This window comes from Acidovorax sp., assembly GCF_046339755.1.
Lineage (GTDB): Bacteria > Pseudomonadota > Gammaproteobacteria > Burkholderiales > Burkholderiaceae_C > Acidovorax.
The window spans coordinates 1-17982 of the sequence record NZ_JBKDTZ010000238.1 but is presented as its reverse complement, the minus strand read 5'-3'; the positions used below and the strand labels follow the sequence as shown (position 1 = coordinate 17982).

Annotated in this window: 14 protein-coding genes and 3 pseudogenes; 11 read left to right on the top strand and 6 right to left on the bottom strand. The window is 69.4% G+C overall.

Annotated features, from left to right (window positions below):
• Positions 1-2684: DUF3616 domain-containing protein (locus ACK59X_RS20455; protein WP_409960229.1), on the bottom strand; the 2684-nt coding region annotated here is incomplete at its 3' end.
• A 195-nt stretch (positions 2685-2879) separates the two neighbouring features.
• Between ACK59X_RS20455 and thiL the strand changes: the two genes are divergently transcribed.
• The 4 genes from thiL (at position 2880) to ACK59X_RS20435 (ending at position 5140) form a co-directional block, all read left to right on the top strand.
• Positions 2880-3836, top strand: coding sequence for a thiamine-phosphate kinase (gene thiL / locus ACK59X_RS20450; protein WP_409960228.1), 957 nt, complete (start codon positions 2880-2882; stop codon positions 3834-3836).
• A 105-nt stretch (positions 3837-3941) separates the two neighbouring features.
• Positions 3942-4145, top strand: a complete 204-nt coding sequence (locus ACK59X_RS20445; RefSeq protein WP_409960227.1) for a DUF2892 domain-containing protein — start codon at positions 3942-3944, stop codon at positions 4143-4145.
• Complete coding sequence (locus ACK59X_RS20440) at positions 4142-4690, top strand: RNA polymerase sigma factor (protein WP_409960226.1); 549 nt, start codon at positions 4142-4144, stop codon at positions 4688-4690. Before ACK59X_RS20445 ends, ACK59X_RS20440 begins: the two co-directional genes overlap by 4 nt.
• Positions 4691-4786: 96 nt before the next feature.
• Positions 4787-5140 carry a hypothetical protein gene (locus ACK59X_RS20435; protein WP_409960225.1) on the top strand — a complete coding sequence of 118 codons (354 nt, stop codon included), beginning with the start codon at positions 4787-4789 and terminating at the stop codon, positions 5138-5140.
• A 19-nt stretch (positions 5141-5159) separates the two neighbouring features.
• On the opposite strand, the gene ACK59X_RS20430 is transcribed toward ACK59X_RS20435, so the two are convergent.
• On the bottom strand, positions 5160-6338 hold the full coding sequence (locus tag ACK59X_RS20430; protein WP_409960224.1) for an Acg family FMN-binding oxidoreductase: 1179 nt from the start codon (positions 6336-6338) through the stop codon (positions 5160-5162).
• Positions 6339-6358: 20 nt separating this feature from the next.
• Positions 6359-7363 (bottom strand): NAD-dependent epimerase/dehydratase family protein, encoded by a 1005-nt coding sequence (locus ACK59X_RS20425; protein WP_409960223.1) that lies wholly within the window; start codon positions 7361-7363, stop codon positions 6359-6361.
• Between the two features lie 109 nt (positions 7364-7472).
• Between ACK59X_RS20425 and ACK59X_RS20420 the strand changes: the two genes are divergently transcribed.
• Together ACK59X_RS20420 and ACK59X_RS20415 are read left to right on the top strand one after the other, a co-directional pair.
• Positions 7473-8357 carry a LysR family transcriptional regulator gene (locus tag ACK59X_RS20420; protein WP_409960222.1) on the top strand — a complete coding sequence of 295 codons (885 nt, stop codon included), beginning with the start codon at positions 7473-7475 and terminating at the stop codon, positions 8355-8357.
• Between the two features lie 21 nt (positions 8358-8378).
• On the top strand, positions 8379-10340 hold the full coding sequence (locus tag ACK59X_RS20415) for a right-handed parallel beta-helix repeat-containing protein (RefSeq protein ID WP_409960221.1): 1962 nt from the start codon (positions 8379-8381) through the stop codon (positions 10338-10340).
• 10 nt (positions 10341-10350) lie between these two features.
• Here ACK59X_RS20415 and ACK59X_RS20410 read toward each other — a convergent pair whose 3' ends face one another.
• Positions 10351-11757 (bottom strand): esterase-like activity of phytase family protein, encoded by a 1407-nt coding sequence (locus tag ACK59X_RS20410; RefSeq protein ID WP_409960220.1) that lies wholly within the window; start codon positions 11755-11757, stop codon positions 10351-10353.
• Positions 11758-11936: 179 nt separating this feature from the next.
• Between ACK59X_RS20410 and ACK59X_RS20405 the strand changes: the two genes are divergently transcribed.
• From ACK59X_RS20405 to ACK59X_RS20385, 5 genes and pseudogenes are all read left to right on the top strand, one after another.
• The gene (locus tag ACK59X_RS20405; protein ID WP_409960219.1) at positions 11937-13592 is read left to right on the top strand and encodes a DUF4139 domain-containing protein; all 1656 of its coding nucleotides are present in this window, start codon (positions 11937-11939) and stop codon (positions 13590-13592) included.
• Positions 13589-14137 carry a phosphatidylglycerophosphatase A gene (locus ACK59X_RS20400; protein ID WP_409960218.1) on the top strand — a complete coding sequence of 183 codons (549 nt, stop codon included), beginning with the start codon at positions 13589-13591 and terminating at the stop codon, positions 14135-14137. The genes ACK59X_RS20405 and ACK59X_RS20400 overlap by 4 nt, the downstream gene beginning before the upstream one ends.
• Entirely contained in the window at positions 14134-14622 is a 489-nt protein-coding gene (locus ACK59X_RS20395) for a CinA family protein (RefSeq protein ID WP_409960217.1), read from the top strand. Before ACK59X_RS20400 ends, ACK59X_RS20395 begins: the two co-directional genes overlap by 4 nt.
• Before the next feature lie 104 nt (positions 14623-14726).
• The gene (locus ACK59X_RS20390) at positions 14727-15218 is read left to right on the top strand and encodes a nuclear transport factor 2 family protein (protein WP_409960216.1); all 492 of its coding nucleotides are present in this window, start codon (positions 14727-14729) and stop codon (positions 15216-15218) included.
• 243 nt (positions 15219-15461) lie between these two features.
• A pseudogene (locus ACK59X_RS20385) lies at positions 15462-16940 on the top strand (cyclic nucleotide-binding and patatin-like phospholipase domain-containing protein); the annotation flags it as partial.
• Between the two features lie 423 nt (positions 16941-17363).
• Here the strand turns inward: ACK59X_RS20385 and ACK59X_RS20380 are convergent.
• Both ACK59X_RS20380 and ACK59X_RS20375 read right to left on the bottom strand, forming a co-directional pair.
• Positions 17364-17480: pseudogene (locus tag ACK59X_RS20380) on the bottom strand (STAS domain-containing protein); the annotation flags it as partial.
• 93 nt (positions 17481-17573) lie between these two features.
• Positions 17574-17846: pseudogene (locus tag ACK59X_RS20375) on the bottom strand (SulP family inorganic anion transporter); the annotation flags it as partial.
• Between the last annotated feature and the right edge of the window lie 136 nt (positions 17847-17982).

The following is a 17982-nucleotide window of genomic DNA, read 5'->3' as shown; positions in this document are numbered from 1 at the left end:
GCATCATCGCCGCCCAGACCGGCACCGCCCACGGCGAGCACCTTGGTCGTGGTGGGCAGGTTGTTCCACGCCGTGCGGAATGCCGCTTCGTTGGTGGTGTTGACGACGATCAGCCTTTCACCGGCCGCAAGCATGGTCCCGGCGGTCAGTTCCGTGGCGCTGGAGAATGCGCCGGCCTCGTCGGTCCACTTCCAGCCCGACAGGTCGATCGCCGTGGTGCCGTAGTTGTACAGCTCGAAGAAATCGCCACCCCCCGCGCCGGAGCTGGTGCTGGAGTTCACTTCGGTGATCAGCACCTTGGGAGGGGGGGCGGAGGTGGTGGTGAAATTGAAGGCGGTGGCGCCTGCCAACCCGCCCCAGTTGTTGCCGTAGTGGTCATTGAGCGTGCCTGCGACCGCTTCGACGTAGTAGGCGGTGTTCGCTGCCAGATCGGCCGTCGGGTTGATGGTGACGGTGTTGAACGCCACCGTCACCTGGGTGGTATCGGCAGCGGAGATGGTCGCCACGGTGCTGTTGTCGCTGACCTTCTTGATCACGAAATCGCCCGTGCCGCGGGCCACGCCTTCGTCGAAGCGCAGCACGAGATTGGCGGCCTTGTCCACGTTGGTGGCATCGTCCGCGGGGGTGCTGGTCTTGAGCACGGGGCCGGTGGCGTCGGTGACATTGGCGCCGATCTGCACCCAGTTGCCGACGAATTTCTGCTGCGCGGCCGGCAGGTCCTTGGATGCGGTAGCGCCGCCCCAGGTGCTGTCGCCATTGTCCTGCAGCAGTTGCACCAGGGTGCCCTGGGCCGTGCTCTGCACATCGACGATGGTCTCGAAGCTGCCGCCCGTGCCGTCGCGCAGGGCGTCGAGGTTCACGTCCAGTTCGGCGGGCGTGGCGCTCACGCCGTCCCAGCGGAACAGGCGGAAGTCGTGCGTCACTTCGGCGCTGGCACTGCCCGAAGGGCCGGCCAGGATCAGGTAGCTGCCATCGCCTGCCTTTTCGATGGAGCGGATGCCGCGGCCACCCAGGTTGAGTTCATAGACTCCGCTGACGTTGGGGGTCGCGCCACCCGTTTCGCTGACCAGGCCAGCGACGTCCAGCGCCAGCACCACGGCCTTGTCGCGGGTGTTGGCATCGGTCTGAGGCGCACGGAAGCCGACCAGCAGCTTGGTGCCGTCCTGCGAGGCGGTCATGCCTTCGATGGAAAAGCCGTTGAGGTTCTCGGGAATCACGCCGGCGCCCGACGAAGTGGCAAAGCCGAAGTAATTCGCGCCCTTGCCATGGACGTTGCCCTGGTCCCAGGCCACGAGCTGGTCTTCCAGGCTGGTGTGCTTGACCAGGTAGGTGTATTGGGTGACGGCGCCCGTGCCGGTGATCTTCACGGCCAGGATGTATTCGCGGTTGTTCTGTTCCGCACCGCTCTTGTTGTTGCTGTGCGAGCCCGTGAAGTAGAAGGTGTCGCCGATGCGCGTGCCGCCTTCCAGGTCCAGTTCGCCGCCATTGCCCAGCGCCGTGCCGTAGTTCCACTCCTTGACGGCCTGGCCTCCGGCGCGGTCGTACACGCGCAGCACGCTGACCTCGTCGTCGCCGACCACCATCCAGTTGGCATCGAGTGCGAGCGCGGTCGAGGCATCGGAGCTGCCGAGGGTGGTGCCGGTGTTGGGCGTGAAGGTCTGTCCGCTGCCGGCCGTTCCCAGGTCGGCAAAATTGATCTTCAGGCTGCTCTGCGTCGAGTTGGCGACACCCGCAGCCGAGCCGCCGGTGAAGGCGCCGTCGGCGAAGGTGACGGTCAGGTTGTTGACGTCGTTGGCATTGGCATGGCTGGCGGCTGTGCCGGTGAAGCTCAGTTCGGCCGTGGTGGCGCTGGTGCGGGTGAGCACGGCGGTGAGGCCGGCGGGCACATTGGGCACGTTGGCGGAGGACAGCAGGCTGGCGCCATCGGTGCCGGTGAAGGTCGCGCCCGAGAGCGTGATGGGGATCTGGGAGCCTGCTGCCAGTTGGCCGTCGCAGGCCTGGGATTCGTTGATGCTGCCGCTGTAGGCCAGGCTGGGGCCGACGGGAGCGGCAGCCGAGGATGTGACGGAAATATCATCGATGCCGATCCATTCGTCGGCACCCACCGCATCGTTGGTGATGATGCGCAATTGCAGCTTGGCCGCGCCATTGACGGCCGCCGGCAGCGTGGCATTGACGGTGGCTTCCTTGGTCAGGCTGGGGCCATCGGATGCGTCGGCAGTGAAGGCCGCGGGCACGTTGATGAAAGGGCCGGTCTCATCCAGGCGGTACTGCAATGCGACCGCCTGCACGGCGTTGTCGGTGTTGCTGTCGAGGTCGCGCAGCCTGTAGCTGCTCTGGATGTTCTCGCGCCCGGTCGCATAGAGGTGCAAGACCAGGTGGGGCGCATCCGCCGTCCCCGATCCCTGCAGCGCCACCACGGGGTCCGCCAGCGTCTGGAACACCCCTACCGCGCCGCTGCCGCTGGGCGTGCTGCCCAGCAGCACCGCACTTTGCGGCGTGGCGCTGCCATCGGCGGTGACGGTCTGCGGATCCGTGCCCGCAGCAGCCGACAGACTGTCGCCACGGTAGCCGACGAGGGAGGCTACGCCGCTCCAGCTGTCGGCAGTGGGGATCGCCGTGGCGACGTTGGTCCAGTTCTGGCTGAAGTTGCTGGCCGACAGGGCATGGTAGACGGTGGTCATGCTCGTTTCCTCCGCGTGCGTGCGGGTAGGTAGGTCAATGGGGAGGCGCTGGCGAAAAAGTGCTTTCCACCGCGCAAGAGGGGTGGGCCGGCAGACGGGGAGTCCGGGCCGCAAACCGCCGACTCTAGGCAGCCTGTGTTGCAGAGATATGTCACGTCCCAAAAGAGTGCGGCGGCGTGGCGCCACAATCCCCCCATGGGTGAATTCGATCTGATCGCACGCTACTTCACGCGGCCCGTGCACCGCGCGGCTCTGGGCGTCGGAGACGACTGCGCGCTGCTGGTGCCGGCCGCCGGCATGCAGTTGGCCGTGTCCAGCGACATGCTGGTCGAGGGCCGCCACTTCTTTGCCGACGTGGACCGCGAGGCCCTGGGGCACAAGGCGCTGGCAGTGAACCTGTCCGACCTGGCAGCCTGCGGTGCCCGGCCGCTGGCCTTCACGCTGGCGCTGGCGCTGCCGCGTGTGGACGAGCCCTGGCTGGCCGGCTTCTCACGCGGGCTGCTGGCCCTGGCCGATGCCCATGGCTGCGAGCTGGTGGGGGGCGACACCACGCAGGGCCCGCTCAACATCTGCATCACGGTGTTCGGCGAAGTGCCTGCGGGCCACGCGCTGCTGCGCAGCGGCGCGCGCGCGGGCGATGAGCTCTATGTGAGCGGCACGCTGGGCGATGCCCGGCTGGCGCTGGAGGCGCTGCTGGGCCACACCCCGCTGGCGCCCGAAGTGCTGGCCGCCGCGCGCCAGCGACTGGAACGGCCCACGCCGCGCGTGGCCCTGGGCATGGCGCTGCGCGGCGTGGCCAGCAGCGCGATGGACGTGAGCGACGGCCTGCTGGGCGATCTGTCGCATATCCTCAAGGCATCTGGCGTGGGGGCGCGCATCGACACCTCGCTCACCGCGGCCCTGATGGCCCATGCGGGCGCCGCGGCGGGTCCTGAGCAGTTGCACCAGTGCACGCTGGCCGGTGGCGACGACTACGAACTGGCCTTCACGGCGCCACCCTCGCAGCGCGCGGCCGTGGCAGCTGCCGCACAGGCCAGTCAGACACCGGTGGCGCGCATCGGTGTGATCGAGGCAGAGCCCGGCTTGCGGCTGGTCGATGGCCAAGGCCAGCCGGTAGACAAGCGCTACGCCTCGTTCGACCACTTCGGCTGAAACTATTTTTTCCGCAGCATGAATCCTTTGGCCCCAGGGCCCGCTCTTGTCAGGGAAGGCGTCCCGTGCCGGCGCCTTCTCTTTCAACCCCCAAGGAGCTTTGCCATGCTGTACCGCAAGAACATCACCCGCCCCGAAAGCCTGCTGCGCATCACCGCCGGTCTCGCCCTCCTCGTCGCCAGCCTGGGCTGGCTGGGCTTCACGCCGCTCGGCTTGGTGCTCGCCGCATCGGGGGCCACCGGCATCGTGACCGGCCTCTTCGGCTATTGCCCCGCTTGCGCCATGGTGGGCAGAAAGCCCGTGGAATGAGCAGCACCACCCACGCCCTTGTCGCCCAACTGCTGCCTGCCGCACGCGCGGGCGATACCGAGGCCATGGAGCGCCTGCTGGCACTGGCGCGGCCCGATATCCGCCGCTACGCGCTGCGCCACTGCGCGGCCACCACCGCGACCGACGACGTGGTGCAGGAGGCGCTGATCATCGTCTACCGCCGCGTGGGTGCGCTGCGCGAGGTGGCGGCCTTCGGCGGCTGGGTGGTGCGCATCGTTCAGCGGCTGTGCATGCGACCGGCGCTGGCCTGGCTCCGCGGCGAGCCGCTGGCGCAGGTGGAGGACAGCATGGCCTGGTCGCACCGTCCCGATGACGCGCTGCGCCACGACCTGGCCCTGGCCATCGACTCACTGCCGCCCAAGTACCGCGATGCCCTGCTGCTGCGCGACTTCGAGGAGCTCACCATCGAGGAGATGGCCCAGCGCCTTTCGATCACGCGCGAGGCGGCCAAGAGCCGGCTGCACCGTGCACGCAGCCTGGTGCGGGAGTACCTGGTGCCCACCCCGAAGGCCACGCAGCGCTGACAACCTGTCTCCAGGGGGCCGCGCTGAGCAATAGTTCACGCAGTGCGCCCGAGGGCCTTGCACGCAACGCAGCTGCATGGTGCACCATGCAGCGCCATGGCCTGCACCTATCTGTTCTTCCGCCCTGCACGCTTGCCGCTGTCCACCGGCGAGCTCTCGCCCGAGACCGTGCTGCCGCTGCGTGGCATCGATCACATCAAGGAATGCCTCGCACAGGTGGCACCGGACCTGGAGTGGATCGGGCCCACCTGGGGCCGCGCCACGGTGCTGGGCAATGCGCTGGAATTCCACCTGCCCGAGGACCTGTCCGAGGGCACGCTCGCCATGCGCTGCTCGCTGCGGACCGACTACACCCCCTGGGTGCAGTCGCTGTGCGACCGGCTGGGTTGGCTGGCCTTCGACGAACGCCCCATGTGCCTGCAGCCCCATGGCCCGGCCTTTCCCGCCTGAGACGCAACCCTGCGCGGCATCAGGCCTGCAGCAGCCGTGCCAGCGGGCGACGCGGCGTGGCCGGCACCTCGCCCTGCGGGTAGCCGATGCGGCACAGCATCTGCACCGTGGGGTCGTCGGCTTCCTTCGGCGCAGCCCGGCCCAGCACCAGCTGATGGGCACGCTCGTAGTGCGGCGCCATCTCGGCGAACTCCTGCAGCGCCTGGCTCATGGGGTGCATGCCCACGCCCAGCTCCGTGGCCTTGAGCTGCAGGCGCACATAGGCCCGGCCGGCCGCGACCTGGTCGGCACGGGTGTTGCCGCCGGTGAGCCAGACAAAGCCCATGGCCGTGCGGCTGTGGCCCTCAAAGCGGTCCATGGCCCCCTTATGCCCCGCGCTGCCCTGCGCCGGTGGCATGGACCGGTCGAACATGCCCAGCGCGGCAACGGCACGGATGAAGGGCGTGTTCAGCGAGATGCCGTCACGGTGGGCCAGGATCTCCGACGGGCCGACGCGCGTGAGGCGCATGCTCTCCATCATCGTGCGCGGTGTGTTGATTTCCACCTGGGCCGACTGCCAGCACAACGCGCGCAAGGCATCCAGGCGCGCGGGCTCCACCGTGCCGCCCACCTGCGGGGCACCTGGCCGGGGCGCACCTGCCAGCAAGGCCTTGAGCAGATCGGGCGCTACGGGACGGGCCAGGTCGAAATCGACCTTGGGCGTGCGGCGGCGCAGCACCTGGGTGAACAGGGCATCGGGTTCGCCGCCGGGCCGCAGCACCACGCGCGCCACGGGCCGCCCATCCCAATCGCGCAACAGCGCCGGCAGCGGGCCTTGCGGCCACAGCGTGACCTCGCTGGCCATGCCCTGCTGGGCCAGTGCCAGCACCAGCAGCTCCAGGAAGGCGCCATGGCCGATCAGGATCTGGCGGCCCAGCGGGTCGGTCTCGGGCAGCACGCGCTCGCGGTCGGTGCGCAAGGTGATCACGCCTTCTTCGCGCAGGTCCACCACCCAGGGCTGCAGGTTGTGCGGGTTGGGTGCCGTGATGGCGTAGGCCACGGCACGGCGGCGCAGGTCGGTTTCGCCCACGGGACCCTGCCAGGCTTCGATGGCCTGGGCGGGATAGTGCGGGCCCGAGCTGCAGGCAGCCAGGGGGGCGATGACCGCGGCGGCGATGGTGCCACCGCCGGCGAGGCGGATGAAGGTACGGCGTTGCATGGTGGGGTTCTCCTTGCGGTTCATGCCAGGACGGCGTGGGAAGGGGCCGGGGCCAGCAGCCCCAGGTCATGGAGCGCGCGGCGCACCGCAGGCTCGAACGGGGTGTGCGGCTCGGCGCCGATGAGCGCGACGAGGCGCGTGTTGTCCAGGCGGTGCGGGGTGCTCCAGAGGTAGCGCACGTCGGCCAGGGCTGCATAGGTGGGCAGCACCAGGCCCGCCAGGCGCAGCAGCGGCCAGGGCAGCTGGCCCACGCGCACGGCACCGGAATGGGGCGCCCAGCCCTGCTCGGCCGCCACGGCAGAGAGCACCTGCACCCACTGCTGCGCCGTGACCTGCTGGCCTGCGAAGTGCAGCGTGTCGAAGGCGGCCAGGCGGTGGCGCGCCTGGGCTACCAGCACCAGGGTGCGAGCCAGGTCCGGCAGGTAGACCCAGGGCCGCTGGATGTCCAGCGGGCCGGGACAGGTGATGCGGCCCTTGGCGAGGTCCTTGGCGATGGCCAGGTCCAGCCAGCTGCCCAAGCCGCTGCCGAAGAAGTCGCCCGCACGCAGCACGATGGCCCGCAGGGTGCCATCGCGCGTGGCGGCCTGCAGGCGCGGCTCCAGCTGGATGCGCATGCGGCCCTTGAAGTCCAGTGCGGTCTGCGGCGTGTCCTCACGCAGCAACGGCGGCATGGCGCTGCCGTAGTTGTAGACGCTGCCGGGCAGCATGAGCGTGGCGCCCAGCGCGCGGGTGGCCTCGATGGCCGCATCCATGAGGCCGGGCGCCTGCGTGCGCCAAGCCTTGTGCGTGTAGGCCGGGTTCATGGCATGCACCACCACCTGGGCGCCCTGGGCATGGGCGGCCAGGGCCGGCGTGTCTTCTGCCGCAATGGCCAGCCATTGCACGCCAGGCACGGCAGGGCCGGTGGCGCCCGGGCGCACCTGGGCAAGCACCTGCCAGCCGGCCTGGGCGAACGCCTGGGCGGCGGCGAGGCCGAGGCGCCCGCGGGCGCCGAGGATGAGAACCGTGGATGCGGCATTGGCCATGCGTCGCTCCTGAAACAAGGGATGGAGCGATTGTGGAAACACGCGCGCCGTTACACAATTGGCTAACTGTCGATAGCAGCAATGCAAATTTGCATACCTCCTACCTCCCATGACGCAACGCTTTGACTGGAGCCTGGTCCAATCCTTCCTGGCCGCGCTGGACCAGGGCAGCCTGCTGGGCGCCGCACGCACGCTGAACGCGAGCCAGCCCACCATCGGCCGCCATATCGCCGAGCTGGAATCGCAGCTCGGCGTGGTGCTGTTCGAGCGCACGGGGCGCGGCCTGCTGCCCACCGAGACCGCGCTGCGGCTGGCCGAATCGGCGCGCGCGATGCAGGCCGGTGCCGACCAGTTGGCGCGCAGCGTCTCCGGCGCCGAGGCGGGTGTCAGCGGCACGGTGCGCATCACGGCCAGCCAGCCCGTGGCCTGCATGCTGCTGCCGCCCTTGCTGGCACGCATGCGGATCGAGCTGCCCGAGGTGCAGGTGGAGCTGGTGGCCAGCAACGAGGTCAGCAACCTGCTGCGCCGCGAGGCCGACATCGCCCTGCGCATGGTGCAGCCCACGCAGACCAGCCTGGTGGCCAAGCGCATCGGCAAGGTGACGCTGGGCACCTATGCCCACCGCGACTACCTGCGCCGACGGGGCACGCCGCGCCAGCCGCCCGACCTGATGCAGCACGATGTGGTCGGCAACGATCGCCAGGGCGACATTGCGCGCGGCTTCGCGGCCATGGGCTTGCCGATGGAGCGCCAGCAGTTCGCGCTGCGCACCGATGACCTCATCGCCTACTGGCAGGTGGTGCGCAGCGGCCTGGGCATCGGCTTCGTGGCCGACTACATGGCGCGCACCGAGCCGGACCTGGTGGCCCTGCTGCCCATGCTCAAGCTGCCCGAGCTGCCCATCTGGCTCACGGTGCACCGCGAGATCCGTACCAGCCAGCGCATCCGGGCGGTGTACGATTTTCTGGCCAAGGCCGTGCCCGACGCCCTGTAACCCAAGCTTGCGCCCATGACCATGCCTTCCACCTCTCTGCGCCGGCTCACTGCCACCCTTCTCGCCTGCATGCAGGCAATCGCCATGGCAGCCGACACGGCGACCTTCGAGCCCGCCGCCGGTACGCTGCGACTGCCCACGCTGCAGTTGGATGCCGGCGACCGCTACCGCGATGTGGTGGTGCGCCTGCTCGACCCGGGCCAACAGCGCGTGGAGGATCCATCCGTCGGTACGGAGCTGCAGTACATCACAGCCGGCAGCGTGCTGCGCCTGCCCCAGGTGGTGATCGGCACGGCCACCTACCCCAAGGTCAGCCTGACCCGGCCAGGGCTGGAACTGCTGGGTGGGGGCGGGCTGCTGCCGCCACCGAGCGCGGCGGACGCCAGCGTGCCGGGCGCCATCACCACGCTCTTCCCTACGCTGGAGAACATCTCGGTGGAATGGGCCTTCACGGGCGATCCCAACCGCAATGCCGTGGTCGGCGTGCGCTACCGCGCGCAGGGCAGCGGCACCTGGCTCACGGGCATGCCGCTGCGCCGCATCCACAACGAGACCTCGGGCCAGGGCCGCACTTGGCCGCTGCGCCATTCGGGCAGCATCTTCGACGTGGCGCCGGGCACCACCTACGAGATCGAACTCACGCTGACCGACCCCGATGGCGGCAGCGCCGTGCGCACCACCACGGCCACCACCCGCAGTTTGCCCGTGCCGGCCCCCGGCGCCGTGGTCAAACCCGCCACGCCGGCCACCCTGGCCAGCGTGCTCGCGGCGGCCAATGCCGGCGATATCGTGGAACTGGGGGCCGGGCGCTACGCCGGCTTCACCGTGGGGCGCAGCGGCATCGCGGGCTGGCCGCTGGTGGTCCGCGGTACGCCCGGCGCGGTGGTCGAGGGCGAGATCAGTGTCTTCAACCAGCGCCATGTGATGCTGACCGAACTCACGCTCAACGGCCGCGTGCGCTTCAACGGCACGAACGACTTCAGCATGACACGCAGCACCGTCAACGCCACGGCGGCGCTGGGCGGGCACGGCATCATCACCTTCACGCGGGCGGAAAACGCCTACATCGCCGACAACACGGTGACTGGAACGGTGGTCTGGTCCGAGGCGGCGCTGGGCGTGTCGGGCGGCAACGCAGGCGAGGGCATCCTCATCACCGGGCCGGGCCACGTGGTCATGAACAACCGCGTGGCGCGCTTTCGGGACAACATCTCGCTGCTCGAAGACGACGAGGCGGTGGACCAGTACAGCATCGACATCCTGAACAACGACATTTCCGAAGCGGCGGACGACGGGGTGGAGGCCGATTTCTGCATGCACAACTGCCGCATCCTGCGCAACCGGCTGACCAATGTGTTCATCGCGCTGTCGTCACAACCAGGCCTGGGCGGGCCCACCTACTTCGTGCGCAACGTGGTCTACAACGCGGTGCATGTGGCCTTCAAGCTGTACCGCAGCAGCTATGGCGACGTGCTGCTGCACAACACGGTGGTGAAGAACGGCGACGCGCTGGGCATCTACGCAGGCGCTACCGTAGGGCGGCTCCATGCGCGCAACAACCTGTTCATCGGCGGGCTGGGCGGAACCTACGGCGGCTACTCCAGCGGCACCGGGCGCGTGCTGTCGATTGCCGACCTGGACACCGCCAGTGCCGACCTCGATTTCGATGCCTACGGTTCCACGGCAGGCAGCTTCACCGGCCGCTTTGGCGCGACCAGCTTCGCCAGCCTGGCCGAACTGCGCGCACGCACCACGGAGCGCGCGGCCGTGCAGGTGGGCATGGACTCCTTCGCTTCGGTGCCCGCGTTCCCGGGCGCGCCGCTGACGCTCTACACGGTGCCCGACCTGCGCCTGCAGGCCGGATCGACCGCCGTCGATGCGGGCCAGCGCATTCCCAACATCAACGACGGCCACCAGGGCCGCGCACCCGACATGGGTGCCTACGAACAAGGCCAGGCCCTGCCGGTGTACGGGCCCAGGTGAGGCCGCTGGATCAGTACAGCGGTGCGATCGGCTTGACCACATACAGCATGTTGCTGTCAGCCTTGCCGTCGTACAGGTACTTCTGCTTGATGCCGCCCAGGTTGTCCGGGGCGATCACGAAGTCGGCATCGTTGATGATGGCCAGGCGGTTCGCGTCGATGACCCACATGCCTTCGAGCTTGTCGTGCGGGTACTTCTGCGAGGCGACGGCATCGTAGGCCAGGACCTTGGTGATGGGCTTGATGCCCAGCGCAGCCAGCTGTGCCCAGCCTGCGGCGTAGTTGTCGGCGGTGCCGCCGTCCTTGACCACCAATTCCAGCGTCTTGCCGTCCACCAGCAGGCCGTTGGCCGCGTTCACCGTGAGCGAGGCGTTGGCGTTGCGCAGGGCGGCGTTGGAGCGGTCCACGTTGGTGGCCTGGCTGATGTCGATCTTGTAGATGTTCTTGCGCACCACACCGGTGTCGATGCCGTAGAACTTGGTGTCGCGCTCGACCACCAGGAAGCTGGTGGCGGACAGGGCCACGATTTCGGAGTTGGCCAGGCCGGCCGCGTCCTGGCGGTACAGGTACTGCGCCGTGGCGCCGGTCTCGATGTTGACCGTGACCAGGCGCACCAGGTTGATGCTGCCGACCGCGCTGCTGGGGTTGTACAGGTTGGACTGCATCATGCCCACGAGGGTCTTGCCATCGGGCGTGATGGTGAGGCCTTCCATGCCGCGGTTGGGCCAGCGCGTGGACGACTCGGCCGGCAGGGTGCGGCCGGCCTTGTTGCGCGGGTCGGCGGCAAAGGGGTTGATGCGCTCGATCTCCTTGCCCGTGGCGTCGAAGTGCACGATGTGCGGGCCGTACTCGTCGCTGATCCAGAACGTGCCGTCCTTCATCGCCACCAGGCCTTCGGAGTCCAGGCCGCTTTCGTCGAAGCCCTTGACGCCGTCGCCATCGGGGTCCAGCGAGACGACGCTGCCGTCCAGGTTGTAGGGGGTCTCGCCCGTGCCGCCGAACTTGCTGTTGGGCAGGCCAGTGATGGGGCGGCCTTTGGGGTCCTTGAGCAGGATGGTGCTCACGAGCTCGGCCTTGCCTTCGGAGGTGAGCTTGAACAGGCCGATGCGCGGCGTGTAGTCCGGCGTGATGAAGATGATGCCCGAGGGCGTGCGGGTCGGCTCCGTGGCGGCGTTCGGGCCGCGGTCGCTCAGGCCATAAAAGTAGCCTTCCATGGTGGGGTGCGGCGTCATGGACGAACCGTAGCTGCCGTTGCGCAGCTCGGTCTTCTCGGCATTGGCCACGCGGCCCATCACCTCATAGGGCAGGCTGGTGCCGCTGGCACCGGGGTACTGGAATCCGTCGTCGGAGCCGCCGCAGGCCACCAAGCCCAGGCCCAGGGCGACAATCGAGAGGGCACGCGGAACGGAATGCTTCATGGTTTTGTTGGAGTGAGAATGGAAGACCTTTCAAGGATATGAACGCTGCGTGACAATCCCATGAATGCACCAAGGTCGATGCGCGTGGCGCGCAGCGGGAAGTGCGCGCCCTTTGCGATACAACCACAGCCACCCCGCGCCGCCGCATCGGTGCTCCATCCGAACCCAGGAGGCTTTTCTTGACGCTTCTCACCGGCTCTTTCTCCAGGCTCGCCGCTGCCACCTGCGCGGGCCTGCTGCTGTGCGGGCCCGGCGCCGCGCTGGCGCAGGACAACAGCCCCAGCTCACGCATCGCGCGCGTGACCGTCTACTCGGGCACCGCCACCGTGGAACGCGTGGCCAAGGTGGCTGCGGGTGCGCGCAGCTTCACGTTCACCTGCCTGCCGGCATCGCTGGACGCACAGAGCCTGCAAATCAATGCCGACGCCAGCGTGCGCGTGGGCGAATTCAATGTGCTCACCGAAGACCGTGACGTGGCCCCGGCCTGCGCCAGCCCGCTGGACGGCCGCATCCGCGAGCTGGAGGACCAGATCGCTGGCGTGAAGGCCGAAGCCGGTGCGCTGAACCTGGTGGACACTTACCTCAAGGGCGTGGCCGGCCGCGCGGCCAGCGAAGAGGCACCAGGCGCCCGCGTGCAGGGCCCTACGCCCGCACAGATCACGGCCATGGCGGAGGCACTGCGCAAGTCCGGCCAGGACACGCTGGCGCGCGAACACCAGCTCAAACGCAAGCAGGAAACGCTGGAGCTTGCGCTCAAGCCCCTGGTGGCCGAACGCAACCGCGTGGCCAGCCAGCGTGCGCGCGTGGTCTCGGTCAGCATCAATCTCGCAGCCGAGCGCGAGGGTGAGCTGCGCCTGTCCTACCAGGTGCGCGGCCCGGGCTGGCAGCCGGCCTACCGTGCCACGCTGGACCCGGTGAAATCCAGCGTGCTGCTGGAGCGCCAGGCCCTGGTGGCGCAGAACAGCGGCGAGGACTGGAGCAACGTGCAGCTCATCCTCTCCACCGGCCAGCCCGGCCGCGCCACCCAGGGCCGCCTGCCGCGCCCGTGGACGCTGGATGTGGCGCCGCCACCGCAGCCCCAGGGGAGCCCTGCCCCGGTCATGGCCATGGCGGCCCCTGCCGCACCGCCCGCCCCCGCGGCACGTTCGCGCGACCTGGCAGAAGAAGCCATGCCAAGTTTCGACGTGAGCACCACCGACAAGGGCTTTGCCACCGAGTTCACCGTGCCGCAGCGCATCACCGTACCGTCGAGCGGCCAGCGCGTGACCCTGGCGCTGGGCAGCCACAGCGCGGCGGCCGCACTGCTCACGCGCACGGCCCCGGCGGTGGAAGACGCGGCCTACCTGGTGGCCGAGGTCGCCACACCGCCCGGCGTATGGCCCGCGGGCGCCGTGGGGCTGTACCGCGACGGCGCCTTCGTGGGTACCGGGCGCCTGGACTTCGGCGCGCCCAGCACCGCATCCGCAGGCAGCACCAGCCTGTCGTTCGGCAAAGACGACCTGGTCACCGTGCGCGCCGACGCGCCCCAGGACCTGACCAGCGCCACGGGCTTCACCGGCTCGCGCACCGAGCGCCGCACGCGCCGCACCTACAGCGTGGAAAACCGCCACAAGACCGGCATCACCCTGCAGGTGCTGCATGCCGCGCCGTTCTCGCGCAACGAGAAGATCGAGGTGGAGTCGCGCTACCAGCCCCAGCCGGCCGAGATGGCCTTCAACCGCACGCCGGGCACGGTGGCCTGGCAGCAGCCCCTGGCGGCAGGCGCCACGGCGCAGTTCAGTGCCGAGCACACGATCCGCTACGCCAAGGACATCCAATTGCAGGAGCGGCAATGAGCCCCGCCGTGGACCCCATGTCACCGTCTTCACCGCCGCCCGCAGCGCCCCGCCGCGCCACGGCCGGCTTCATGCTCTCGCACCCGGCGCACTGCATCGCGCTGGGCTTTGGTGCAGGGCTGTCGCGCATCGCTCCCGGCACCGTGGGTACGCTCTGGGCCTGGCTGGCCTTCCTGGCGCTGCAGCAGTGGCTCAGCCCCTTGCACATGGGCCTGCTGATCGCCGCCAGCACCGCGGTGGGCTGGTGGGCCTGCACGGTGGCCGCGCGCAACCTGGGCGTGGCCGACCCGGGCAGCATCGTCTGGGACGAGGTCGTGGCCTTCTGGCTGGTGCTGTGGCTGGCCATGCCCATGGGCTGGTGGGGACAGCTGGTGGCGTTTGCGCTGTTCCGCTTCTTCGATGCAGCCAAGCCCGGACCTGTGGCCTGGGCCGACAGCCTGTTCAAGGGCTTTGGCTGGCGCGGGGGCTGGGGCATTCTGTGGGACGACTTCGTAGCGGCCTTCTGCACGCTGCTGGTGATCGCGCTGTGGAGGTTCTGGACATGAGCGACCCGGTGCACCAGGCCCGGCTGTTGGCCGACATCGCCGCCCGCCTGCTCGCACGCGGGCAGATGCTGGCCACGGCCGAAAGCTGCACGGGCGGCATGATCGCCGCGGCCTGCACCGACCTGTCGGGATCGAGCCAGTGGTTCGAACGCGGCTTCGTGAGCTATTCCAACGAGGCCAAGTCCGAGCTGCTGGGCGTGCCCCCCGCACTGATCGCGGAGCACGGCGCCGTGAGCGAGCCCGTGGCCCGCGCCATGGCCGCAGGGGCGGTGGCGCATTCGCGCGCCCGGGTCGCCGTGGCCGTCACGGGCGTGGCCGGCCCCACGGGCGGCAGCCCGGCCAAGCCGGTGGGCACGGTCTGGTTCGGCTGGGCCGTGAACGGTGCCGTGCACACCGAGCTGCAGCAGTTCCCGGGCGACCGCGCAGCCGTGCGCAGCGCCACCGTGGCGCACGCACTGCAGCGGCTGCACGCCTACCTCGGCTGAAGCGCCAGCCGGGTCGCCCAGGCGCCAGCAGGCCGGCACGGCCCCGGTGTAGCATCCTCCGCCCGGGCCCACTGCCCGCCCCGTACCTACCGGAGCCTTCATTCATGCACCCCAATGCCCAGACCCTGCAGCGCTTCTACACGGCCTTCGGCCAGCTCGACCACGCCACCATGCAGGCCTGCTACGCGCCCGACGCGAGCTTCGACGACGAGGCCTTCTCGCTCAAGGGGCGTGAGCAGATCGGCGGCATGTGGCGCATGCTGGCCACGGCCACCAGCAAGAACGGCAGGGAGCACTGGAAGCTCGAATCGAGCGGCATCGAGGCCGACGACAGGAGCGGGCGCGCCCATTGGGAAGCGCACTACCTCTTCAGCGCCACGGGGCGCAAGGTGCACAACATCATCGACGGCACGTTCACCTTCACGCCTGAGGGCCTGATCGCCACGCACCGCGATCGTTTCAATTTCTGGCGCTGGTCGCGCCAGGCCCTGGGTACGCCCGGCCTGCTGCTGGGCTGGTCGCCCTCGCTCAAGCGCAAGGTGCGCAGCACGGCCGCCGGCAACCTTGCGAAATTCCTGGCGCAGGAAAAGAAGTAGGCACCCTGCGCGCGGCCTCGCAGAGGGCCGTGCTCAGGTTCCAGGCACAAGCGTGCACTTGTTCACGCCACCAGCGCTCACTACCCGCTCGGGGTGGGGCGCTGCACTGGTGCATCCCTAGAATCCGCGGCTTCGCATGCTGCGGGCAGGCCCTTGCGGCCGGGCGCCTGCGGCCCACTGAACCCCATCGGTCCCGAGCCCGTGCCCTGCACGGAGCCGGCCGATCCGCCTGCCGCAGTTGCCATGTCGCCTTTCACCGCCACCCAGAACCAGCTCCTGATGGAGCACCTGCGCAGCTTCCTGCAGGGCATGGCGCCCGATGCCCTGGAGCTGCTGCGTGCCCACATGGAGTGGGTGGAGATTCCCGGCGGGGGCACGCTGATGAACCAGGGCGACCCCGGCGAATCCATGTACCTCACCGTGAGCGGCCGCCTGCGCGCCTATGTGCGTGGCGACGATGGCCAGCAGCGCCGCGTGGCCGACATGGGGCGCGGTCAGGCCATCGGCGAGATCAGCCTGTTCACCGATGCGCCGCGCGCCGCCACGGTGGTCGCCGTGCGCGATTCGGTGCTGGTGCGGCTGACCAAGCCGGTCTTCAAGGAGCTGCTGGCCAGCAGCGCCCAGGTGTCGATCGCTCTCACGCGCCAGATCATCGAGCGCCTGCAGTCCCGCTCGGCCAACCCGGCCATGGAACGCCTCGTGGCCATGGGCCTGCTGCCCATCAGCCCGGGCGTGGACCTGCAGGGCTTTGCCGTGAAGCTCGCGCGCCAGCTCGGTGCGCCTGGCAAGGTGCGCGTGGTGGACTCGGCCACCGTGGACCGCGAGCTGCAGGACCCCGGCATTGCCCAGCGCGAAGGGGCCGACGCCTCGGCCAACCGGCGCATCGCCATGCTGCTTGACGAGATCGAGGCACGCAACGACTTCGTGCTGTTGCTGGCCGACACCTCGCCCACGCCCTGGACGCGCCGCGTGAGCCGCCACTGCGACGAGTTGCTGCTGCTGGCCGACGCCTTGGCCGAGCCGGCCATCCACCCCATCGAGGCGCAGTGCCTGGCCCAGCGCGCGCCGCTGACCGAGGCGGCCGAGATCCTGGTGCTGCTGCACCCGGCCGACACCCGCTGCCCGCGCCACACCGAGCAGTGGCTGGCGCGCCGCACGGTGACCGACCATGTGCACGTGCGCCCGGCGCTGGAACGCGACATGGCCCGCCTGGCGCGCATCCAGAGCCGTACGGCCGTGGGCCTGGTGCTGGCCGGCGGCGGCGCGCGCGGCTTTGCGCACCTGGGCGTGTACCGTGCGCTGCTGGAGCAGGGCGTGGAGATCGACTGCGTGGGCGGCACCAGCATCGGCTCGGTGATGGCGGCCTACGTGGCCTCGGACCAGCCGCTGGAGGCCGTGATGGCCAACGCGCGCGAGGCCTTTCGCACCAACCCCACGGGCGACTTCAACCTGCTGCCCATGCTCTCGCTGATCAAGGGCCGGCGGCTGCGCCACATCCTCGGCGAGGCCGTGGACCGGCTGGTGGGCTTTCCGGCCCGGGTCGAGGACCTATGGAAGAACTACTACTGCGTGGCCACCAACTACTCACGCGCCTGCGAGCAGGTGGTGCGCCACGGCAGCCTGGTGAAGTCGCTGCTGGCCAGCATTTCCATTCCCGGCGCGCTGCCGCCCGTGGTGCACGAGGGCGACCTGCTGTGCGATGGCGGCACGTTCAACAACTTCCCGGTGGACGTGATGCGCGGCATGCGCGGCGTGGGCACCGTGATCGGCGTGGACCTGAACTTCCGCAAGCCCCGGCGCATCGACCTGGACGAAGTGCCCACGAGCTGGGCGTTGCTGCGCGACAAGCTGCGCCCGCGTGGGAAGCGGCGCTACAGGCTGCCCTCCATGGCCAGCTACCTGATGAACGTGACCATCCTGTACAGCATGTCGCGCCAGCGCCAGTCCCAGCAACTGACCGACCTGTATTTCAACCCGCCCATGGACCGTGTGGGCATGCTGCAATGGAACCGCTTCGAGCAGATCGTGCAGCAGGGCTATGTGCACGGCCTCGATGTGCTGGGCCAGCGGGATGCCGGCGGGCAGGGAACCCAGCCGGTCGATCAGCACGGAGCTGGCCTGGTTGAGACCGATGACCTCCACCGTGCAGCCATGGTGCTGCAGCCGCTGGACCACCTTGTCGAGCGCGGCCACGGCGGTCACGTCCCAGAAGTGCGCGCCTGACACGTCGATGCGCACCGCACGGCCTTCGGCGCCCAGAGTGTCGAAGGCATCGATGAAGGCATCGGCCGAGGCGAAGAACACCTGGCCCGTGACCCGCCAGGTGCGCGTGCCGGCAGCATCGTCGCCATGCACTGCCAGCAGGTACTGCAGCCCATGCGACTGCACCAGCGGGGCGGCCACCAGGGCGACGGAGCCGGCCGCTGCCGAGACCATGGCCGGCCGGCCGCCCACGAAAGCGATCACCAGGCTGATGACGAAGGAGGCGAAAAGGCCGACCGAAGGGTCCACCCCCGCGACGAAGGAAAAAGCGATGGCCTCGGGAATCAGCGCGAAGGTGGCGACCGCGCCTGCCAGCAGCTCGCGCGCAATGCTGACCGGGGCCCATTCGGCGCGCAGGCGGGACAGGGGGAGGCGTTCATGGGACTGCGGCACGCCACAGGCGCGCACGGTCAACAACGGGATGGGACCAGGAAAGCAGGAACGGCCCACCGCAAGCACCGCGGGCAAAATGAAAGGGCTCAGCCGCCGCTCAGTTGGCGCC